Annotated in this window: 14 protein-coding genes; 5 read left to right on the top strand and 9 right to left on the bottom strand. The window is 66.3% G+C overall.

Going from position 1 to position 18,215, the window contains the following annotated elements:
• Positions 1–12 precede the first annotated feature (12 nt).
• On the bottom strand, positions 13–3,015 hold the full coding sequence (locus tag Cocul_RS00835) for a translation initiation factor IF-2 N-terminal domain-containing protein (RefSeq protein WP_055121426.1): 3,003 nt from the start codon (positions 3,013–3,015) through the stop codon (positions 13–15).
• Positions 3,016–3,138: 123 nt separating this feature from the next.
• Between Cocul_RS00835 and Cocul_RS00830 the strand changes: the two genes are divergently transcribed.
• Positions 3,139–3,846 (top strand): hypothetical protein, encoded by a 708-nt coding sequence (locus tag Cocul_RS00830; RefSeq protein ID WP_150114286.1) that lies wholly within the window; start codon positions 3,139–3,141, stop codon positions 3,844–3,846.
• 91 nt (positions 3,847–3,937) lie between these two features.
• Here Cocul_RS00830 and ndk read toward each other — a convergent pair whose 3' ends face one another.
• From ndk to Cocul_RS00805, 5 genes are all read right to left on the bottom strand, one after another.
• Entirely contained in the window at positions 3,938–4,348 is a 411-nt protein-coding gene (gene ndk / locus Cocul_RS00825) for a nucleoside-diphosphate kinase (protein WP_055121424.1), read from the bottom strand.
• A gap of 82 nt (positions 4,349–4,430) precedes the next feature.
• The gene (locus Cocul_RS00820) at positions 4,431–4,853 is read right to left on the bottom strand and encodes a DUF4233 domain-containing protein (RefSeq protein ID WP_055121423.1); all 423 of its coding nucleotides are present in this window, start codon (positions 4,851–4,853) and stop codon (positions 4,431–4,433) included.
• A complete protein-coding gene (gene folC / locus Cocul_RS00815) occupies positions 4,850–6,268 on the bottom strand; it encodes a bifunctional tetrahydrofolate synthase/dihydrofolate synthase (protein ID WP_211257089.1) in 1,419 nt (472 codons plus the stop codon). The genes Cocul_RS00820 and folC overlap by 4 nt, the downstream gene beginning before the upstream one ends.
• 53 nt (positions 6,269–6,321) lie before the next feature.
• On the bottom strand, positions 6,322–8,940 hold the full coding sequence (locus Cocul_RS00810) for a valine--tRNA ligase (RefSeq protein WP_055121421.1): 2,619 nt from the start codon (positions 8,938–8,940) through the stop codon (positions 6,322–6,324).
• A gap of 26 nt (positions 8,941–8,966) precedes the next feature.
• Positions 8,967–9,959 (bottom strand): malate dehydrogenase, encoded by a 993-nt coding sequence (locus tag Cocul_RS00805; protein ID WP_055121420.1) that lies wholly within the window; start codon positions 9,957–9,959, stop codon positions 8,967–8,969.
• A 265-nt stretch (positions 9,960–10,224) separates the two neighbouring features.
• Between Cocul_RS00805 and Cocul_RS00800 the strand changes: the two genes are divergently transcribed.
• The gene (locus tag Cocul_RS00800) at positions 10,225–10,956 is read left to right on the top strand and encodes a TetR/AcrR family transcriptional regulator (RefSeq protein ID WP_055121419.1); all 732 of its coding nucleotides are present in this window, start codon (positions 10,225–10,227) and stop codon (positions 10,954–10,956) included.
• A gap of 82 nt (positions 10,957–11,038) precedes the next feature.
• Here Cocul_RS00800 and clpX read toward each other — a convergent pair whose 3' ends face one another.
• Genes clpX through Cocul_RS00785 form a run of 3 tightly spaced genes read right to left on the bottom strand, consistent with a single transcriptional unit; the run spans position 11,039 to position 14,293 of the window.
• Positions 11,039–12,313: an ATP-dependent Clp protease ATP-binding subunit ClpX gene (gene clpX / locus Cocul_RS00795; protein ID WP_055121418.1), complete on the bottom strand. Its 1,275-nt coding sequence runs from the start codon at positions 12,311–12,313 to the stop codon at positions 11,039–11,041.
• A 37-nt stretch (positions 12,314–12,350) separates the two neighbouring features.
• On the bottom strand, positions 12,351–13,724 hold the full coding sequence (gene pdxR, locus Cocul_RS00790; protein ID WP_055121417.1) for a MocR-like pyridoxine biosynthesis transcription factor PdxR: 1,374 nt from the start codon (positions 13,722–13,724) through the stop codon (positions 12,351–12,353).
• Positions 13,721–14,293: a TetR/AcrR family transcriptional regulator gene (locus Cocul_RS00785; protein ID WP_055121416.1), complete on the bottom strand. Its 573-nt coding sequence runs from the start codon at positions 14,291–14,293 to the stop codon at positions 13,721–13,723. The genes pdxR and Cocul_RS00785 overlap by 4 nt, the downstream gene beginning before the upstream one ends.
• Positions 14,294–14,416: 123 nt before the next feature.
• Between Cocul_RS00785 and Cocul_RS00780 the strand changes: the two genes are divergently transcribed.
• From Cocul_RS00780 to Cocul_RS00770, 3 genes are all read left to right on the top strand, one after another.
• Entirely contained in the window at positions 14,417–15,592 is a 1,176-nt protein-coding gene (locus Cocul_RS00780; protein WP_055121415.1) for an acyl-CoA dehydrogenase family protein, read from the top strand.
• A gap of 144 nt (positions 15,593–15,736) precedes the next feature.
• The gene (gene hchA / locus Cocul_RS00775) at positions 15,737–16,591 is read left to right on the top strand and encodes a glyoxalase III HchA (protein WP_055121414.1); all 855 of its coding nucleotides are present in this window, start codon (positions 15,737–15,739) and stop codon (positions 16,589–16,591) included.
• A gap of 108 nt (positions 16,592–16,699) precedes the next feature.
• Positions 16,700–18,208, top strand: a complete 1,509-nt coding sequence (locus Cocul_RS00770) for an AMP-binding protein (protein WP_055121413.1) — start codon at positions 16,700–16,702, stop codon at positions 18,206–18,208.
• Positions 18,209–18,215 lie beyond the last annotated feature (7 nt).

The following is an 18,215-nucleotide window of genomic DNA, read 5'->3' as shown; positions in this document are numbered from 1 at the left end:
ACACAAACCGCCCTAGCCTCGGCGGCGCGTGGCGCGGCGACGCCCACGGCGTCGAGAAGCACCGGAGTCCACGGTTTCCGGTTCCCGGCGCCCAGACTCCGCCGTGGGCTTCCGGCGCACCGCCGCCGACGCCTCCGCAGCCGCCTTGGCGACACCACGCCGCACCACGCGGCGGCGATGGCGGCGTCGAATAGCGCTTTCTTCCTCGGGCTCCTTGAAGTCCTCCGGCTGCGGGCGACGATCGGAACGGGAATTACCGCGCGTGCGACGCTGACGGCGCGGGGAGGCCTCAAACTCCGCCACCGCCTGCTCGTAGTGCGCCCCATTGGGCTCATGCGGATCGAGTTCATCGGCGGTCTCCACCGCCGCCGCGGCGATCTTCTCCACCTCGGACATCTCGCCCGGCTCGGCTACCACCACGGCGGAGGCCAGCTCCTCGATGGATCGCTGCGCCCCGGGAGCAGAAGCGGGGGTGTCTTCCTTGGCGGGCCTCTTCGCGCCCTTGCGCCTGCGATCCGCCTCGGCGTACTTCTCCGCCTTCTCTCCCGCGCCGTGCTCCACGGGGTCCTCATGCACCAGGATTCCCCGCCCCTCGCAGGTGGGGCACTCGGTGGAGAACGTCTCCAGCAGGCCGGTGCCCAGCCGCTTGCGGGTGAGCTGCACCAACCCCAGGGAGGTGACCTCGGAAACCTGGTGGCGGGTGCGATCCCGGCCCAGGGCCTCCTTGAGGCGGCGCAGCACCAGATCGCGGTTTTCCGGGAGCACCATGTCAATGAAGTCGATCACGATCATGCCGCCCAGGTCACGCAGGCGCAGCTGGCGCACGATCTCCTCGGCGGCCTCAAGGTTATTGCGGGTGACCGTCTCCTCCAGGTTGCCCCCGGAGCCGGTGAAGCGCCCGGTATTCACGTCGATCACCGTCATCGCCTCGGTGCGGTCAATCACCAGGGAACCACCCGAGGGCAGCCACACCATGTGCGCCAGCGCCTTGTGCAGCTGCTCGTCCACGCGGTATGCCTCAAAGGCATCCACTCCGCCGTGCTCCGCGCGGTCATAGTAGGTGAGGCGCTCCTCCAGATCCGGGGCCACCGAGTGCACGTAAGCATGCACCACGTTCCAGGCGCGGCGGCCCTCCACCACCAGGGAGCCAAAGTCCTCATTAAAGAGGTCGCGCACCACCTTGACCAGCATGTCCGGCTCCTCGTAGAGGGTGACCGGGGTGGCCCCGCGAGATTGCTTCTCCTCCTGAGCCTTGGCCTGAATGTCCTCCCAGAGACCGTGGAGGCGGCGGACGTCGGCGGCGATGGCCTCCTCCGAAACCCCCTCGGCGGCGGTACGAATGATCGCGCCGCCCTGGTTGGGCACCACCTCCTTAAGAATGTCCTTGAGACGCTTGCGCTCCGGGCCGGGAAGCTTGCGCGAGATGCCCGCGCTGCGGCCGCCGGGCACATACACCAGGAAGCGCCCCGCCAGGGAAATCTGCGTGGTCAGCCGCGCCCCCTTGTGCCCCACCGGGTCCTTGGTGACCTGCACCAACACCTGATCGCCCGCGCGCAGCGCCTGCTCGATCTTGCGGGATCGCCCGCCGAGCCCGGCGGCCTTCCAATCCACCTCGCCCGCGTAGAGCACGCCATTGCGGCCCTTGCCAATGTCAATGAACGCGGCCTCCATGGAGGGCAGCACGTTTTGCACCCGCCCCAGGTAGATGTTGCCGATCATGGAGGTCTGCTGATCCGAGGTAACAAAGTGCTCCACCAGCAGGTCATCCTCCAGCACGCCCACCTGCGTGACCACGCCGTGATGATCCTGCCGATCCCGCTCGCGCACCACCATCGTGCGCTCCACGGACTCCCGGCGCGCCAGGAACTCCGCCTGGGAGATCACGTGGCGCTTCCTGCGCGCCTCATCGCTGCGCTCGCTGCGTCGCCGCCGCTGCGCCTCCAACCGAGTGGAGCCCTTGAGCGCCACCGGCTCCTGAATCTCCTCGTGCTCTTCTTCCTTTTCTTCCTCGGCCTCCGGCGCCTCTTGCTCGCCCCGGCCCCTGCGGGTACCGCGACGCCCCCGGCGGCGCGGCTTGGTGCTTTCCGACGCCTCCGTGCCCTCTTCCTGCCGGGACTCTTCCGGTTGCTGAGGTTCCTCCTCGGACTCAGTCTCCCCGCTTGGTTCCGCCTGCGCGGTGTGAGCGCGGCGCGTCACGCGGCGGTGCCGACGCCGCGAACGCCCGGTGGCATGATCCTCGGCAGCCCCCGCGTCGGGTTCGGCCTCCGGGGAAGCCTCACCCCCAGCGTTGGTTTCCTCACGGGTTTCTTCTTGCTGCTCGGCCGCCTTCTTTGGCTTCTTGGCTTTCTTCTCCGGCTCGTGGGGTGCCTCGTGCTCGGCATTCTCTTCGGAATGAGGAGCGGCTTTGGCCGTCTTTTTCATCGCTCGGCGGGAGCGCTCACGCCTGGCGGCCTTGGGCTTGGCCGGCTCTTTTTGTTCCGCCTCGGGAACCACGGCGGGCTCAGCGCCCTCGTTGCTCTCAGTGCTCTCAGCAGCGGAATCCTGGCCTGCCTCCTCGCGAGCCCCCGCCTGGGCCACCTGCTCGGAGAGGTCTTTTTCCACCTTTTCCTCGATCTGGTGGATCTCATTGGCCACGTTCTTTTCCACGCGGTGCCGGATGCGCTCCTCCGACTCCGCAGAGTCCACCGGCTGCGCGGAGTGCGTATCCTGCGCGGGGGCCTCAGCCCCCTTCTTCTTTCTCCCCTTTTCTGGCTTCTTCTTCCCCTTGTCCCCGGTTTCTGCGGCACCCGCCAGGTGATCCAGCAGCGCGGTGGCCTCCTCCTGGCTCAGCGTGGATTGCGCCACCTTGTTCCACCCCAGATCCTTGAGCGCCCCCACAAGATCCTTGGATGTGGCCCCCAGCATCTTCGCCAGGGCATGCACCCTGGTCTTTGCCCCGAGCTGACTACGATCAAAATCCTTGGCCGATCCCGCCAGCGTGGATTCGGCGGCCTTTTTCTTTCGGCTTTCTGCCACGTTATTCACTCCTTGAAATTATAAGTCTCCCCGGGCGCTGAACCCCTCACGCTCCTCCGAGGGGTACCGCCGCCACACGGGGTTAGCAAGCATTCTCCCCCATCTTTGCATACCCTGAGCGCTATGACACTCACACGCGCTTTCGATCGCCTTTCTCTCTCCTGGCCGCTTAGCCTCCTATTTGGCGCAGGCATGGGATTAGCGTTCTTCTTATCCACCATTGACCTCCCGCTCTGGGGCTTTGCTGTTCTCCTCCTTTCCCTCATGCCGGTCATCACCATCGTGCATCGTTCTCCACTCAACAGCGCCGAAAACTGGGATCATCGGGATACTTACTCCAATAAGACCACATGGCTTTATCTCATTCCCACGCTCACCTGGATATTTGTGGTTCCCCTCTTCTCCGGCTCTCTCACGGCCGGAACCATCATCGGGGTGATCGCCTTTGTGTTTTGTACCCTCCTCGCCCGGTACTCCCACCGCCTCGCGGGGGCAACCGGCCGCAAGCACGCCCAAGAGGTACTCGCCAAGGATTTCACGGTCACCGAAGAGCAGATCGACATGGCCCGCGAGCACCTTGAGTTTCTCTCCACGCTCCACGCCCTCGGCGCGGTGGAGGGAATCCGGGTGCGCACCCGCCTGGTGGCCTACGCGCTGAACACTAATGCGACCATGACCCTGCGAGAGGCCCGCGAGCCCCAGGCTACGGGGCTGATTTACACCAGCGCCGTGGACGCCGGAAGCGATGAGGGAAAGATCTTCCTGGCGCTCACACCCGAGGGCGTCCACGCCCTGAGCCGCGCCACCCAGGCCACACCCCAGCGCGCTTAGTTCCCGCGCCTGGCGGCATGTCGCGGCACCGCTAGCGCGGCGTCGATAAGCAAAAAGCCGGAGCACACGGCTCCGGCTTTTCTCCTACCCCTTATAGGTTGGGGAACCAGATGCCGATCTCGCGCTCGGCGGACTCGGGGGAATCGGAGCCGTGCACCACGTTCTCCGCCACGGAGAGGCCGAAGTCGCCGCGAATGGTGCCGGGGGTGGCCTTGGACACCGGATCGGTGCCGCCGGCGAGCTGGCGCCACGCCTCGATGGCGCGCTCGCCCTCCACCACACCAGCGATCAGCGGCGCGGAGGTGATGAAGTCCACCAGTTCCCCAAAGAAGGGCTTGTCCTGGTGCTCGGCGTAGTGCTTTTCCGCCGTCTCGCGGTCAGCCACGCGCAGATCCAGGGCGGTGAACTTCAGCCCCTTAGCCTCGATGCGGGAAAGGATGTTGCCCACCACGCCGCGGGCCACGCCGTCCGGCTTGATCAGAATCAGAGTGCGTTCAGTCATGCCCGTTACTGTACCGGACTTATATCCCCCGAGCAGGCCCCGGCCCGCACCCCCGTTCAGGGGCGGTGATCCCCCGCGCCCGTCACATGTGTTGGGTAGTGAGCAGGCCGCGCCTCATCCTGGCGATCAGGCTGGAGCGCAGGTGCAGCACGTACCACCACACCGCGATGAACACGCAGGCCACGATGCCCAGGGAGTAGTGGATAAAGAACCCGCCCAGGGCCGCCACCTGGAGGGCTATGTCCACGGGTATGGACCACCGATACCGTTGGAGGAAGGACACCACGAGCATGATCGTGGCCATAGCGGTGACGTACACGGCGGAAAAGGGCGTCCAGTAGGCCCCGCCGTCCACCCTGGCGATTACGGTGAGCGCCAGGTAGAAGGTGATGGCCTCCATGCACATGGTGGCGGACATCACCCCCACGATGCCCTTCATGGGATCCTTCTCCGGGGCGTGCCCCGGCCCCAGGGGGCCGTACTGGGCGTCCTTCGGTTGCGTCATGCGGGTTCCTTTCCAAAAAGAGTGCGGGCCTCCCCGGCGGTGACCACCGATCCGGTGATGATGATCCCCGCGCCCGATTGCACCTCGGCCTCCTCCGCGAGTTCCACGGCCAGTTCCACCGCCCCCGGCAGGGTGTCCATCACGTGCACTCGCTCCTCTCCGAAGATCTCGCGGGCGTATTCCGCCAGTTCCTCGGCTTCCAGGCAACGGGGGGAGGAATTGCGGGTGCACACCACCTCCGCCACGTGGGGTTCGAGTTCGCGCAGCACACCCTGGGCATCCTTATCCCCCAGCACGGCCACGACGCCGATGAGGCGTTCAAAGGTGAAGTCGCGGTCAAGGGCCCGACCCAGGGCGTTCATGCCGTGGGGGTTATGGGCGGAGTCGATAAAGACGGTGGGGGCCGAGCGCACGCGCTCCAGGCGCCCGGGCGAGGCTACCTCCGCGAAGCCGCGGCGCACGGTGCCCTCGTCAAGCTGGCGGCCCGCCCCCGCGCCGAAGAACGCCTCCACGGCCGCCAGGGCCACGGCGGCGTTGCGGGCCTGGTGCTCCCCGGAGAGCGGCAGGAAAATATCGGTGTACTCCCCACCCAGGCCCCGGATGCTCAGGCGCTGCCCACCCACGGCCACCGTGGATTCCAGCACCCCAAATTCCACCCCGGCGCGCGCCACGGCGGCATCGACCTCCACGGCGCGCCGCAGGATCACCTCGGCGGCCTCGGGATCTTGCTCGGCCACGATCGCCACGTTATCCGGCGGGGTGAGCAGGTCATCTTTGTCCCAGCGCGAGGTGATGATGCCGGCTTTTTCCCCGGCGATCTCCGCCAGGGTCGAACCCAGGTAATCGGTGTGATCCAGCCCCACGGGGGTGATAACGGCCACCTGCGCGCCGATCACGTTGGTGGCGTCCCAGCGCCCACCCAGGCCCACCTCCACCACGGCCACGTCCACCGGGGCGTCGGCAAAGGCCACGAAGGCCATCGCGGTGAGCACCTCGAACTTGGACATGGGGGTGCCGTAGCGCTCGTCCACCATCGCCACGTAGGGCTCGATCTCCCGCCAGGTGCGCACGTAATCGCGGGGGTGGATCGGCAGGCCGTCGATGGCGATGCGCTCGGTGACCAGTTGCAGGTGGGGGGAGGTGGTGCGCCCGGTGCGGCGGTGGAAAGCACGCAGCAGCGATTCGATCATGCGCACGGTGGAGGTCTTGCCGTTGGTTCCCGCCACATGAATGGAGGGATAGGCCCGCTGCGGGGCGCCCAGCAGATCCATGAGCGCCTCCATGCGCTCGGTGCTGGGGTCGATCTTGGTTTCCGGCCAGCGCTGATCGAGTTCCGCCTCCACCTCGGCCAGGGCGCGCAGATCCTCCGGCGTGACCGGACGGGCCTGTGGTTCTTCGGCCTTCTCCCCCGCCATGTCGATGGGCAGGGTCAGCCCGGTCTCGTCGAGGTGAACGCCGCTTTCCTCGTTCACTTCAGGCCCTCCAGGCGCGCGGTGATGCGCTCTACCTCTTCCCCGGCGATCCGCTGCCGCTCCTTGATCTTGTCCACCACCTCGGCGGGGGCCTTATCCACAAAGTTCGGGTTCCCCAGCTTTTTGCCCGTGGTATCCAGCTCCTTGTGCGCCGCCGCGAGTTCCTTCTCCAGGCGCTTGCGCTCGGCCTCCTTGTCCACGGTGCCGGAGGTATCCAGGGCGATCTCCACCGTGGCCTGGGAGAGCCGCACCTCGATGCTTGCCGACGCCGTGAAACCCTCCTCCGGGTAGGTGGCGCGCGCCATGGAGCGCACCAGTTCCTCCTGGCCCGTCAGATCCACGATGGAGCAATCGATCCGGGCGGGAACCGGCTGGGAGGGCTTAACACCCTGATCCGAGCGGAAGCGACGCAACTCCGTGATGAGTTTGATGGAATCCTCGATGCGGCGCGCGGCCACCTCGTCGGGCTGCGCGCCGTCGTTCGTATCGGCCGCGGTGGGCCAGGGGGCGATCACGATGGATTCCTCCTCCGTGAGCGCCGTCCACAGCACCTCCGTGACAAAGGGCATGGCCGGGTGCAGCAGGCGCAGCACCACGTCCAGCACGCGCCCGAGCACAAAACGGGTGGGCTCGGGATCTTGAGTCTTGGCGATTTCCAGATACCAGTCGCAGAACTCGTCCCAGGTGAAGTGGTACAGCTCCTCGTTGGCCTTGGCGAACTGGTAGTCCTCCAGGTAGGAGTCCACGCTGGCGCGCACCTGTTCCAGACGGTCGAGGATCCACCGATCCGCGTCCGTGAGTTCCTCGCGCGTCACCGGGCCCACCTGTGCGCCCTTCATCAAGGCAAAACGGGTGGCGTTGAAGAGCTTGGTGGCAAAGTTGCGGGAACTCTGGGCGTGATCCTCTCCCACCGGCAAATCCACGCCGGGGTTGGCTCCGCGCGCCAGGGTAAACCGCAGGGCGTCCGCGCCGAAGCGCTCCACCCAGTCCATCGGGTCGATGCCGTTGCCCAAGGACTTAGACATCTTGCGGCCCTTTTCATCGCGCACCAGGCCGTGCAGGAAAAAATCCTTGAACGGAACCGTGTTCTCCCAGCCGGGGGTGATGGTGGCGGCAAAGGTACCGAACATCATCATGCGAGCCACCCAGAAGAACAGGATGTCATAGGCGGTGACCAACACGGAGGTGGGATAAAACTTGTCTAGTTCCGGGGTGGATTCCGGCCAGCCCATCGTGGAAAACGGCCACAGCGCGGAGCTAAACCAGGTGTCCAGCACGTCCGGGTCCTGCTCGTAGCCGGCCGGAGGTTCCTCGTCCGGGCCCACGCACACCACGTCGCCCTCGGGGCCGTACCAGATGGGGATCCGGTGGCCCCACCACAGCTGCCGGGAGATGCACCAATCGTGCATGTCATCTACCCAGTCGAAGTAGCGCGGCTCCAGGGCCTTCGGGTGCAGCGTGGTATGGCCGTCCCGGATGGCGTCGCCCGCCATCTTCGCCAGGTCCTCCACCTTCACCCACCATTGCAAGGATAGGCGCGGCTCGATGGCCTCGCCGGAACGCTCGGAGTGTCCCACGGAGTGTACGTAGGGGCGCACCTCCTTGACGATGCGCCCCTGCTCGCGCAGGGCCTCGCGCAGGGCCTCGCGGGCCTCCTCGCGGCTCAGCCCATCGAAGCGGGTGCCGGTGCCCGCGATGTAGCCGGACTCGTCCATGATGGTGGGCATGTCCAGTCCATGCCGCTGCCCCATCGCGTAATCGTTGGGATCGTGCGCCGGGGTGATCTTCACCGCTCCGGTGCCAAACTCCGGGTCCACGTAACTATCCGCGATCACCCTGATGCTGAGGTCCTCGCGGAAGGGGTGCGGGAGCACCTTGCCCACCATGTGCCGATAGCGCTCGTCGTCCGGGTGCACCGCGATGGCGACGTCGCCTAGCATGGTCTCCACGCGGGTGGTGGCCACCACCAGGGAATCCTCGCCGTCACCGTAGCGGAAACTCACCAGTTCGCCCTCGACGTCCCGGTAGACCACCTCAATATCCGAGACCGCCGTGCGCAGCGCGGGAGACCAATTGACTAGGCGATTGGCGCGATAAATCAGGCCGCGATCAAAAAGTTCCTTGAAGATGGTCTGCACGGCACGAGAGAGCCCCTCATCGAGGGTAAACCGCTCGCGGGACCAATCCACGGAGTCCCCGATGGCGCGCATCTGATTCAAGATCGTGCCGCCGTACTGCTTCTTCCACTCCCACACTCGCTCCACGAACTCCTCGCGGCTGAGATCGTGGCGCGATATGCCCTCTTTTTCCTTGAGCTGCGCCTCCACCTTGGTCTGGGTGGCGATGCCCGCGTGATCCATGCCCGGCAGCCACAGCACCTCATAGCCCTGCATGCGCTTGCGGCGCACGATAGCGTCGATCAGCGTGTGATCTAAGGCGTGCCCCATGTGCAACTGTCCGGTGACGTTGGGCGGCGGCAACACCACGGAAAAGGCCGGCTTGGCGCTGGCGGGATCGGCCTGGAAGTACCCCCGATCTATCCAGCGCTGGTACAACTCGGCCTCCACGGCGTGGGGGTCCCAACTCTTCGGCAGTTTCTCGGCGCGGTTCTCCATCACGCCGCCTATCTTAGCGCCCCCGCTTAGCCCGCCAGCAGGTGCGCCACCGCGCGACGTTCCTCCTGCAATTCCGCCACATTGGCGGCGATGCGCTCGCGCTGAAACTCACCGAGTTCCAGGCCCGAAACGATCTCCCAGCGCCCCTCCCGCGCCACGGTAGGGAAGCCAAAAATCAGCCCTTCCGGCACCCCGTAGGAACCATCGGAGGCAATCGCCGCCGTGGCCCAGCCCGCCGAGCCCTGAATCCAATCGCGCATGTGATCCACCGCCGCCGAGGCCGCCGAGGCCGCCGAGGAGCGCCCGCGCACCGCGATGATCTCCGCGCCGCGCTGAGCCACCGTGGGCATGAACTCCTCGCGGTACCACCCCTCGTCTACCTCGGGCGCCACCGGCTTTCCGGCCGCGGTGGCGTAGGAAAGATCGGGGAACTGCGTGGCGGAGTGGTTGCCCCACACCACCATCTTTTCCAGATCGGCGCTGGGCACCCCCAGGCGCTGCGCGAGCTGGGCCAACGCGCGGTTGTGATCCAGGCGCATGAGGGCGCTGAAGCGCTCGGCGGGGACGTCCGGCGCGGCCTGCTGGGCGATCAGCGCGTTGGTGTTGGCCGGGTTGCCCACCACCACCACGCGCACGTCATCGGCGGCGTGGTCATTGATCGCCGCTCCCTGCGGGCCAAAGATGGTGCCGTTGGCGGCCAGCAGATCGGCGCGCTCCTGCCCCTTGCCGCGCGGCTTGGCTCCCACCAGGAAGGCCGCCGAGGTGCCGTCGAAAGCCACGGCGGGATCCTCGGTGACGGTGATGCTGCGCAGCAGCGGGAACGCGGAGTCGAGCAGTTCCATCGCCACTCCCTCTGCGGCCTGGCGGGCCTCCGGGATCTCCAGCAGGTGCAGGGCCACCGGGGTGTGGGGGCCGTAGACCTCGCCGCTGGCGATGCGCCACAGCAGCGAGTAAGCGATGTTTCCGGCTGCGCCGGTGACGGCGATCTTTTTGACGGACGGGGAAGCAGCATGCGTCATGATGAGCAGTCCTTTCGGCCTTTCGGCACCCAAAAAACAAACGAAGAAACAAAGCAACGCCCTCCAGGATACCCCCACAAGGAGTTCAGATAATACCCCCAAAAGTGCCAGAAATACCCCGCTTCACCTGGCTATTCATGTGTTTTTTCCAAGCCACAGCCACCCCCTCCCCGGGCGGCGTCGTACTCTAAGTAATGATATTTCCGCGAGCGTACCCACCGCTACGCCGCGCGAGGACACCTAAGAACACCACGGAGGGAACCGAATGGCGCGCGACGACCTCGACCTGGCACTCGACCCCCAATCACCCGAGGCTCAGTCCATGGGAAAGGTCATTGACGTGGCGATGAAGCGCTTTTGCGTCAAGCCCTTCTCCGAAGCCAAGCTCGATGCCATCGCCAAGGAGGCGGGGGTATCCAAGCGGATGATTCATTACCACTTTGGCAATAAGAAGGGCCTATACCAGGCCGTCCTCTCCCGCGCCGTCGAACTGCTCCAGCCCCCCTCGCACCGCCTGGTCATTGATTCCGCGATCCCCGTGGACGGAATCCGCACCGTGGTGGACGCCATGTACGTGCAGATCGCCCGGCACCCCGTGGCCGCGCAGATGCTGCACATGGAATCGCTTCAGCACATCTTGCACCTCACCGAGATCGCCCCCCTGTTCAGCCAGGCGGAGGTGATCCTACACCTGGATAAACTGCTCATGCTGGGCCAGGACGCCGGAGTGTTCCGCCCCGGAATCTCCGCCTATGACGTCTTTTACCTGGTCTCCGGGCTTTCTTTCCTTCGCTCCCAGCAGCGCGACCTGGCCGTCAACATGTTCGGGATCGACCTCACCAACGAGGCCAACACCGAGGGCGTGCGCCGCATGACCATTGACGCCGTTCTGGCCTTCCTGACCTCCAATATCCCCCACTCCGGGCATAACTCTTACCTGAGCACCACGCAATCCGTGGACGAGGAACCGGAATCCGCACAGGCGATCTACGAATAGGAGGCGGCGGCCCGCCCGAAGCCGCCCGCCGGGGCCACACGCCCCGGCCCAGAAAACCCCCGCACCCCGCCGCGCGCCCGCGCTACGCTGAGCGTTCCTCCGCGCAATCGGCCACCAGCAGATCCTCCTCGCCGCGCACCATCTCTGCGGTGATCGTGAGTTCCCCCTCGCCCTCGCGGTCGGGAATCTCATACATCACGGGCACCAGCAGATCCTCCATGATCGCCCGCAGCCCACGCGCGCCCGTGCCGCGCTCGATGGCCTTATCCGCGATGGCCTCCAGGGCCTCGGATTCAAAATGCAGGTCCACCCCGTCGATGTCAAAGAGCCTCTGATACTGGCGCACCAGGGCGTTCTTCGGCTCCGTGAGCACCCGCACCAACGAGTCCTGATCGAGGTTCCCCACCGTGGCCACCACGGGCAGCCGCCCGATGAACTCCGGGATCAGGCCAAAGCGCACCAGATCCTCCGGCTGCACCTCGGAAAAAAGATCCTGGCTCTCGCGGTCGCGCAGGCTCTCCACCTGGGAGCCAAAGCCCAGGCTGCGTTTGCCCACCCGCTCCTGGATCACGCGGTCTAGGCCCGCGAAGGCGCCGGCCACGATGAAGAGGATGTTGGAGGTGTCCAGTTGGATGAGGTCCTGGTTGGGGTGCTTGCGCCCCCCTTGGGGTGGAATGGAGGCGGTGGTGCCCTCCAGTATTTTCAGGAGGGCCTGCTGCACTCCCTCGCCGGAGACATCGCGGGTGATGGAGGGGTTCTCCGATTTCCGGGAGATTTTATCCACCTCGTCCACGTAGATGATTCCGCGCTGGGCGCGCTGCACGTCAAAGTCCGCAGCGTGGAGGAGTTTCAGCAGGATATTTTCCACGTCCTCGCCCACGTATCCGGCCTCGGTGAGGCTGGTGGCGTCCGCGATGGCAAAGGGGACGTCCAGAAGCCGGGCCAGGGTCTGCGCCAGGTAGGTCTTGCCGGAACCGGTGGGGCCCAGCAGGAGGATATTGGATTTGGCGATCTCTACGTCCTCGCCGTGCTTGCGGAAGGCCGCCGATTCCGCCTCCCGGATACGCTTGTAGTGGTTGTACACGGCCACGGCCAGCACTCTCTTGGCCTCATCCTGGCCGATGACGTACTCGTCCAAGAAGGCGCGGATCTCGGAGGGCTTGGGCAGCCTGCCGGACTGCTCCTGGTTAGCGGCCTTGGCCGCGCCCATCTCCTCCTCGATGATCTCGTTGCACAGTTCAATGCACTCGTCGCAGATGTACACCCCGCCACCGGCGATGAGCTTTTTCACCTGCTTCTGGGTTTTCCCGCAGAAGGAGCACTTGAGCAGATCCGCACTTTCTTGCATACGTGCCATGAGCTGGTTTGATCTCATTTCTGGTTGGGGCCGGGGTTCACCTTCCCTCCACTTTAGCGCGTGGGTCAATCCGTCCCGCGCCGCGGATCACCTCGCGGACCTCTCCCAGCAGTTCCCGCGTGCGGGCGTAGCCGTAGGCCCCGATCCCCAGCACGAGGCCACTGCGCTGGGAACTGCTCCAGTATTCGGATAGCGCCTGCACCGCGATGCCCCGGCGCGCGCACCCGGCCACCGCGTTGGCCTCCGCGTGCGCGTCATCGAGGTACACCACGGCGTGTAGGCCGCCGTCCATCGGCTCGGCGCGCTCGTGGGCAAAGACCTCCGCGAAGAGGTCGCGGCGGCGCTTGTATTCCCGGCGCATGCGCGCGAGGTGGTGGCGCAGTCCCTCGGCCTCCATGAAGTGCGTCATGGCGTCCTGCACCATGCCCGAGGCCGGGGTGGCGCGGGCACACATGTCTGCGCGCAGCGCGGGCGGCATGAGCACGAAGCCCAGGCCCAGGCCGGGGGTCACGGTCTTGGAGAAGGAGCCCAGGGTGGCCACGCGCCCGGTGGTATCCACGGCCGCGAGCGCAGGGTGGGGCTGGCCCACGTAGCGCAGCTCGGAGTCGTAATCATCCTCCACCACGATCGCGCCGTGGGCGGCGGCGTAGTCGAGGAGCCGGTGGCGGCGCGGCGCGCTCATCGCGGCCCCCAGGGGGTACTGGTGGGAGGGGGTAATCAGTACCACCTGCGGCCGCACCCGCGCCAAGGCATCAATCTCCATGCCCTCGCCGTCCACGGGCACGGGCACCACGCGGTGTCCGTGGTCGCGCAGCACCGCGCGCAGGGAGGGGTAGCCGGGGTTTTCCACCGCCACCACGCATCGCTGCCCCACGGCGCCGAGCAGGGTGCGCAGGCCGTCGCGGGCGCCGGAGGTTATCAGGATATTGTCGGGTAGGGCGGAGACGGAGCGGGTGACGCGCAGGTGCTGCGCGATGAGTTCGCGTAGCCGGGGCGAGCCTGGCACGGGGTAGCCCCGGCTGGGTTGGGCCGCTGCCTGCCGCCAGGCGGCGCGCCAGGCGGTGCCGGTGAGGGCCTCGGTGTTGGGGATTCCGGGGCGCAGATCGGCGCGCTGCCGCGTCTCGCGGACTATCGACGCCGCCGGGGCCTTCCTTGGCACATGGGTGGCGGGCAGGTGCGGGTTGACCCGGGTTCCCCCGTGCGTGGTGGCGAGGTAACCCTCGCCGGCAAGTTGCTCGTAGGCCGCCACCACGGTGCCCCGGGAAACCCCAAGATCGGCGGCCAGCGCCCTGGTGGAGGGCACGGGATCGCCGGGGGCGAGGCGGCCGGCGTCGATAAGCCCCCGCAGGTGGCGCGTGATCTGGTGCGGCAGATTGCCTGCGCCGCGATCCAGGGGTGCCGGGGGGATCATCGGGTCACGCTGCGCAGCGCCATATCCGCGTACATGGCGCCTAGTTCCTCGGCGCTGTAGGCGGCCTGGGGGTCAAACCACAGGCACACCCCCAACCCCATGTCGATGAGGGCGTAGGCGCTCACCTTGGCATCCGCCACGGTGAAGGCCCCGCAGTCCACTCCTGCGGCGATGATCCGTTGCCAGCACCGCACGTATTCCCGGCGTAGTTCGGTGGCCTGGGCGCGCGAGGGGGCGTCGAGATGCGCGATCTCGTTGTTGACCACCCTGGTGGCCTGGGCGTGCAGGGCGTGGTAGCACACGTGCAGGCGCATGGCCGCGTGGAGTTGCTCGCTGGGGGCATCGATCCCGCGCAAGCCGAGGCGATGATTATCCAGCAGCCCGCGCAGGGTGGAAAGAATCACCTCGGTGAGCAGTTCCCGCTTGGATCCCACGTGGTTATACAGGCTAGAGGTGGCTATGCCCACGTGACCTGCGATGTCCTCCATGCCCGTGGCGTTGTACCCGCGCTGGCTAAAGAGCGTCAGCGCTGCGGCGGCGATCTGCGATCTCCGGTGCTGATTGGCCATGTGAATAACATTACTTGCCCGATACCGCCCCCTTACTTGACGAAAAATGCGTTACGCATCACACTGGTAAGACGAACGGCAATTCGTTCGCGGATAGCCCTAGTTGAAAGGTAGGTCACCATCATGTCCACTCCCCTGAGCAACAGCACCGCAGACTTCTACCAGATCTTCGCCGACGTGGACGGCAAGGATCTGGAGTACTGGAACGCCACCCGTGCCTACGCGGACGAGGTACGCGATCAGGTCAACGACGCCTGGGAGAAGGCCGAGTACCGGATCCCCCTGGTCAAGCGAGCCGCCGAGTACGGCCTGGTGCGCGATGGCATCGACATCCCCGGCTTCGAGCCCATGAGCATCCGCGCCAACCGCCTGGTCACCATGGAGCTGGGCCGCCTGGACGGCTCCATCGGCACCGCCGTGGTGGTGCAATCCGGCCTGGCCATGCGCTCGATCGCGGCCTGCGGTTCCGAGGAGCAGAAGGAAAAGTATCTCGCCCCCATGGCCCGCTGCGAGGTACTCGGCGCCTTCGCCCTCACCGAGCCCGATCACGGTTCCGATTCCATCGGCCTGGAGACCACCGCCGTGCGCGATGGCGACGAGTGGGTCATCAACGGCGCCAAGAAGTGGATCGGCCAGGGCAGCGTGGGGCACATCACTATCGTGTGGGCCCGCATGGAGGACGGCCAGGTGGGCGGGTTCATCGTCCCGCAGGACGCCCCCGGCTACAACGCCACCACCATCACCGGCAAGGCCTCGCTGCGCGCCATCTTCCAGGCCGAGATCGAGCTGGATAACGTGCGTATTCCGCTGGAAAACCGCCTGCCGCACGCCCACTCCTTCCGCGACACCGCCGAGATCCTGGCCGGCACCCGCATCGCGGTGGCCTGGGCCGCCCTGGGCCTGGGTATCGCCTGCTACGAGAAGGCGCTGTCCTACGCCCAAGAGCGCATCCAGTTTGGCAAGCCCCTGGCGAGCTTCCAGATCATTCAGCAGCGCCTCTCCGACATGCTCCAGGACGTCGTTTCGATGGGCCTGTACTGCCGCCGCCTGCTGGAGATGGAGGAGAACGGCACGTTGTCCGATAAGCAGGCCGCCCTGGCCAAGGTGCATAACACCCGCAAGGCCCGCGCCATCGCCGCCAACGCGCGCGACATGCTCGGCGGCGTGGGTATCCTGCTGGAAAACGATGTGATCCGGCACATGGTGGACATCGAGGCCCTGCACACCTACGAGGGCACGGACACCATCCAGTCCCTCATCGTGGGCAAGACCATCACCGGGGTCAGCGCCTACCGCTAGGCCGATCACGCCACCCCGCCCCGGTGCCCCGGCCGCATGGTCGGCGGCACCGGGGCTTCTCCGGTATCCGGGCACGATCCCCCGCACTCCTCTACCGTGGGTAAGGCTAACGGCTACGCCGCCACAACCGCAGAAAGGCCACCCATGAGCACCCAGGATCGCACCCCCACCCCGGATCGCAGCGAGGACAACGCCTTCTATCCCTCGCCCTATTCTTTGAGCCAATACACCGCACCCGTCACCAACTTCGACGGCCTTGCCACCGAGGAAAAGTACACCGGGGGCCGCTGGAAGGTGCTGGTGATCGCCGCCGACGAGCGCTACATGCTCATGCGCAACGGCACGTTCTTCTCCACCGGCAATCACCCGGTGGAAACCCTCCTGCCCCTCCATCACATCCTTGAGGCCGGATACCGCGTGGACGTGGCCACCCTCAGCGGCGGCCCCGGTAAGTTCGAGTGGTGGGCCTACCCCCGCGAGGATCAGGCCGTGGCCTCTGCCTGGGAGGCCACGAGGGAGGCATTCAAGGCCCCGCACAGGCTTTCCACGCTGCTAGCCTCCGGGTTGGAGGATTACGCGGCCGTCTTCATTCCGGGCGGGCACGCGGCCATGAATGGGTTGCCGCACAGCGCCGACCTGCGCGACGCCCTAGACTTCTTCCTCCGCGAGGATCGCCTCATCATCACGCTCTGCCACGGGCCCGCCGCCCTGCTCGCGGCCGGGGTGGGGCGAGGCGGCAACCCCCTGGCGGGGTATCGGATCACGGTATTCCCGGATCGCCTGGACTTTGGGGCGAACTTGGAGATCGGCTACCTCCCCGGGGAGATGCCCTGGAGGCTCGGGGAGAAACTACGCGAGGCAGGCCTAGAGATCGCCAACGAGGACATGACCGGCGCCACCCTGCGCGACCGCAATCTGCTCACCGGCGATAGCCCCCTGGCCGCGCACCGGCTGGGCAAGGAATCAGCCCTGGCGCTGCTGGAGAAGTTCGGAAGCTAGCCCCTCACCCCCGCCACGACAGTGACGGGGGATTCTTTTTGACTTTCGTAGAGATGTGGAACATACTTACCCCTTAAGTCATTTCTTCAAGGAATCTAAGGAGGTTCCATGTCTCTGCCTCTTCCGCCTTCATGTTCCCTCTACGACCGCGTCTTTGACGGCCTCTCCGCCGCCGACGCACACCGCCCCGCCATCACGGAGGTGGACACCGGCAAGCACGTCACCTATGGCGAACTTCGCGCCATGATCGACGCCTTCGCCGGTTACCTCGCCGCGCGGGGCATCGGGCCGGGTGACGTTGTGGCCGTGCAATTGCCCAGCTCCATCGACTTCGCCGTGGCCTTCTACGGAGTGCTGCGGGCCGGGGCCACCGCCACCCCGATGGGCATGCTCCTCAACCAGAAGGACACCCTGGGCATCGTCTCCGACTCCGGTGCCGTCCTGTTGCTTAGCGCCCTCGAATCCCTCGGCTCCGCCAGCATGAGCGCCCTCTTCCTCCCGGCTTCCACTCTCCCCAGCATTTACCGCGAGGGGCTCCCCGCCCCGGACGTATCCCTCGATCCCGACCACTCCCTGGCCTGCATTCCCTTTTCCTCCGGCACCACGGGTTCGCCCAAGGGGGTCAAGCTCAGCCACCGTAACCTGGTGGCCAATATCTTCCAGGCGCGCGGGGCCGTCGAGGCCCTCGGGCTGACCAGCCAGGCCCGCGTCCTCGCCCCCTTGCCCTTTAGCCACATCTACGGGCTGACCATCTTGCTTACCCTCCCGCTGGTGCAGCGGGCGCACATCTTTACCATGGCCCGCTTCGATCTCTCGCTCTTCCTGCGCACCCACGAGGAACAGCGCATCACCTTCACCTTCATCGCCCCTCCCATCGCGGTGGCGCTCGCCAAGCACCCCTCCGTGGAGGCAGTGGACATGTCCTCGCTGCGGGTGCTCGTCTCCGCGGCCGCCTCTCTGGATTCCCAGCTTGCCCTCGCGGTGGAGAAGCGCCTGGACGCCCGAGTGGTTCAGGGGTACGGCATGACCGAGGCCAGCCCCATCGTCACGCTGGGTGACCTGGATACCGCCGATCCCGGTTCCATCGGCCGCCCCCTGCCGCTAACGGAATGCCGGCTTGTTGATCCCGAAACGCTGGCGGAGCACCCCACCCGTGGCGAACTCCTCATTCGTGGCCCCCAGGTGATGCAGGGATACCTCAAGAACCCCGAGGCCACCGCAGCCACCATCCTCCCCGGAGGCTGGCTGCGCACCGGCGACATCGTGGAGAAGGGCGAGTCCGGGGAACTCTACGTGGTGGATCGGGCCAAGGAGGTCATCAAATACAAGGGGTACCAGGTGGCCCCCTCCGAGTTAGAGGCCCTGCTACTCACCCGCAATGACATCGCCGATGCCGCCGTAGTGGGCGCGTACCGCGAGGGGCTAGAGATCCCCCGCGCCTTTGTTGTTCCCGCCGCAGGCCGCCTGCTCGATCCCCAGGAGATCATGGACTGGGTGGCCGAGCGGGTGACGCCGTATAAGAAAATCCGGCACGTGGACGTGGTAGATTCCGTGCCCAAGTCCGCCACGGGCAAGATCCTGCGCCGCGAGCTGCGCGAGGTGCCCCTGGCGGCATAAAAACGGC

The organism is Corynebacterium oculi (assembly GCF_001412105.1).
GTDB lineage: Bacteria > Actinomycetota > Actinomycetes > Mycobacteriales > Mycobacteriaceae > Corynebacterium > Corynebacterium oculi.
Note: the sequence above shows the minus strand (reverse complement) of the source record. Positions and strands in the feature narration are given on the sequence as shown.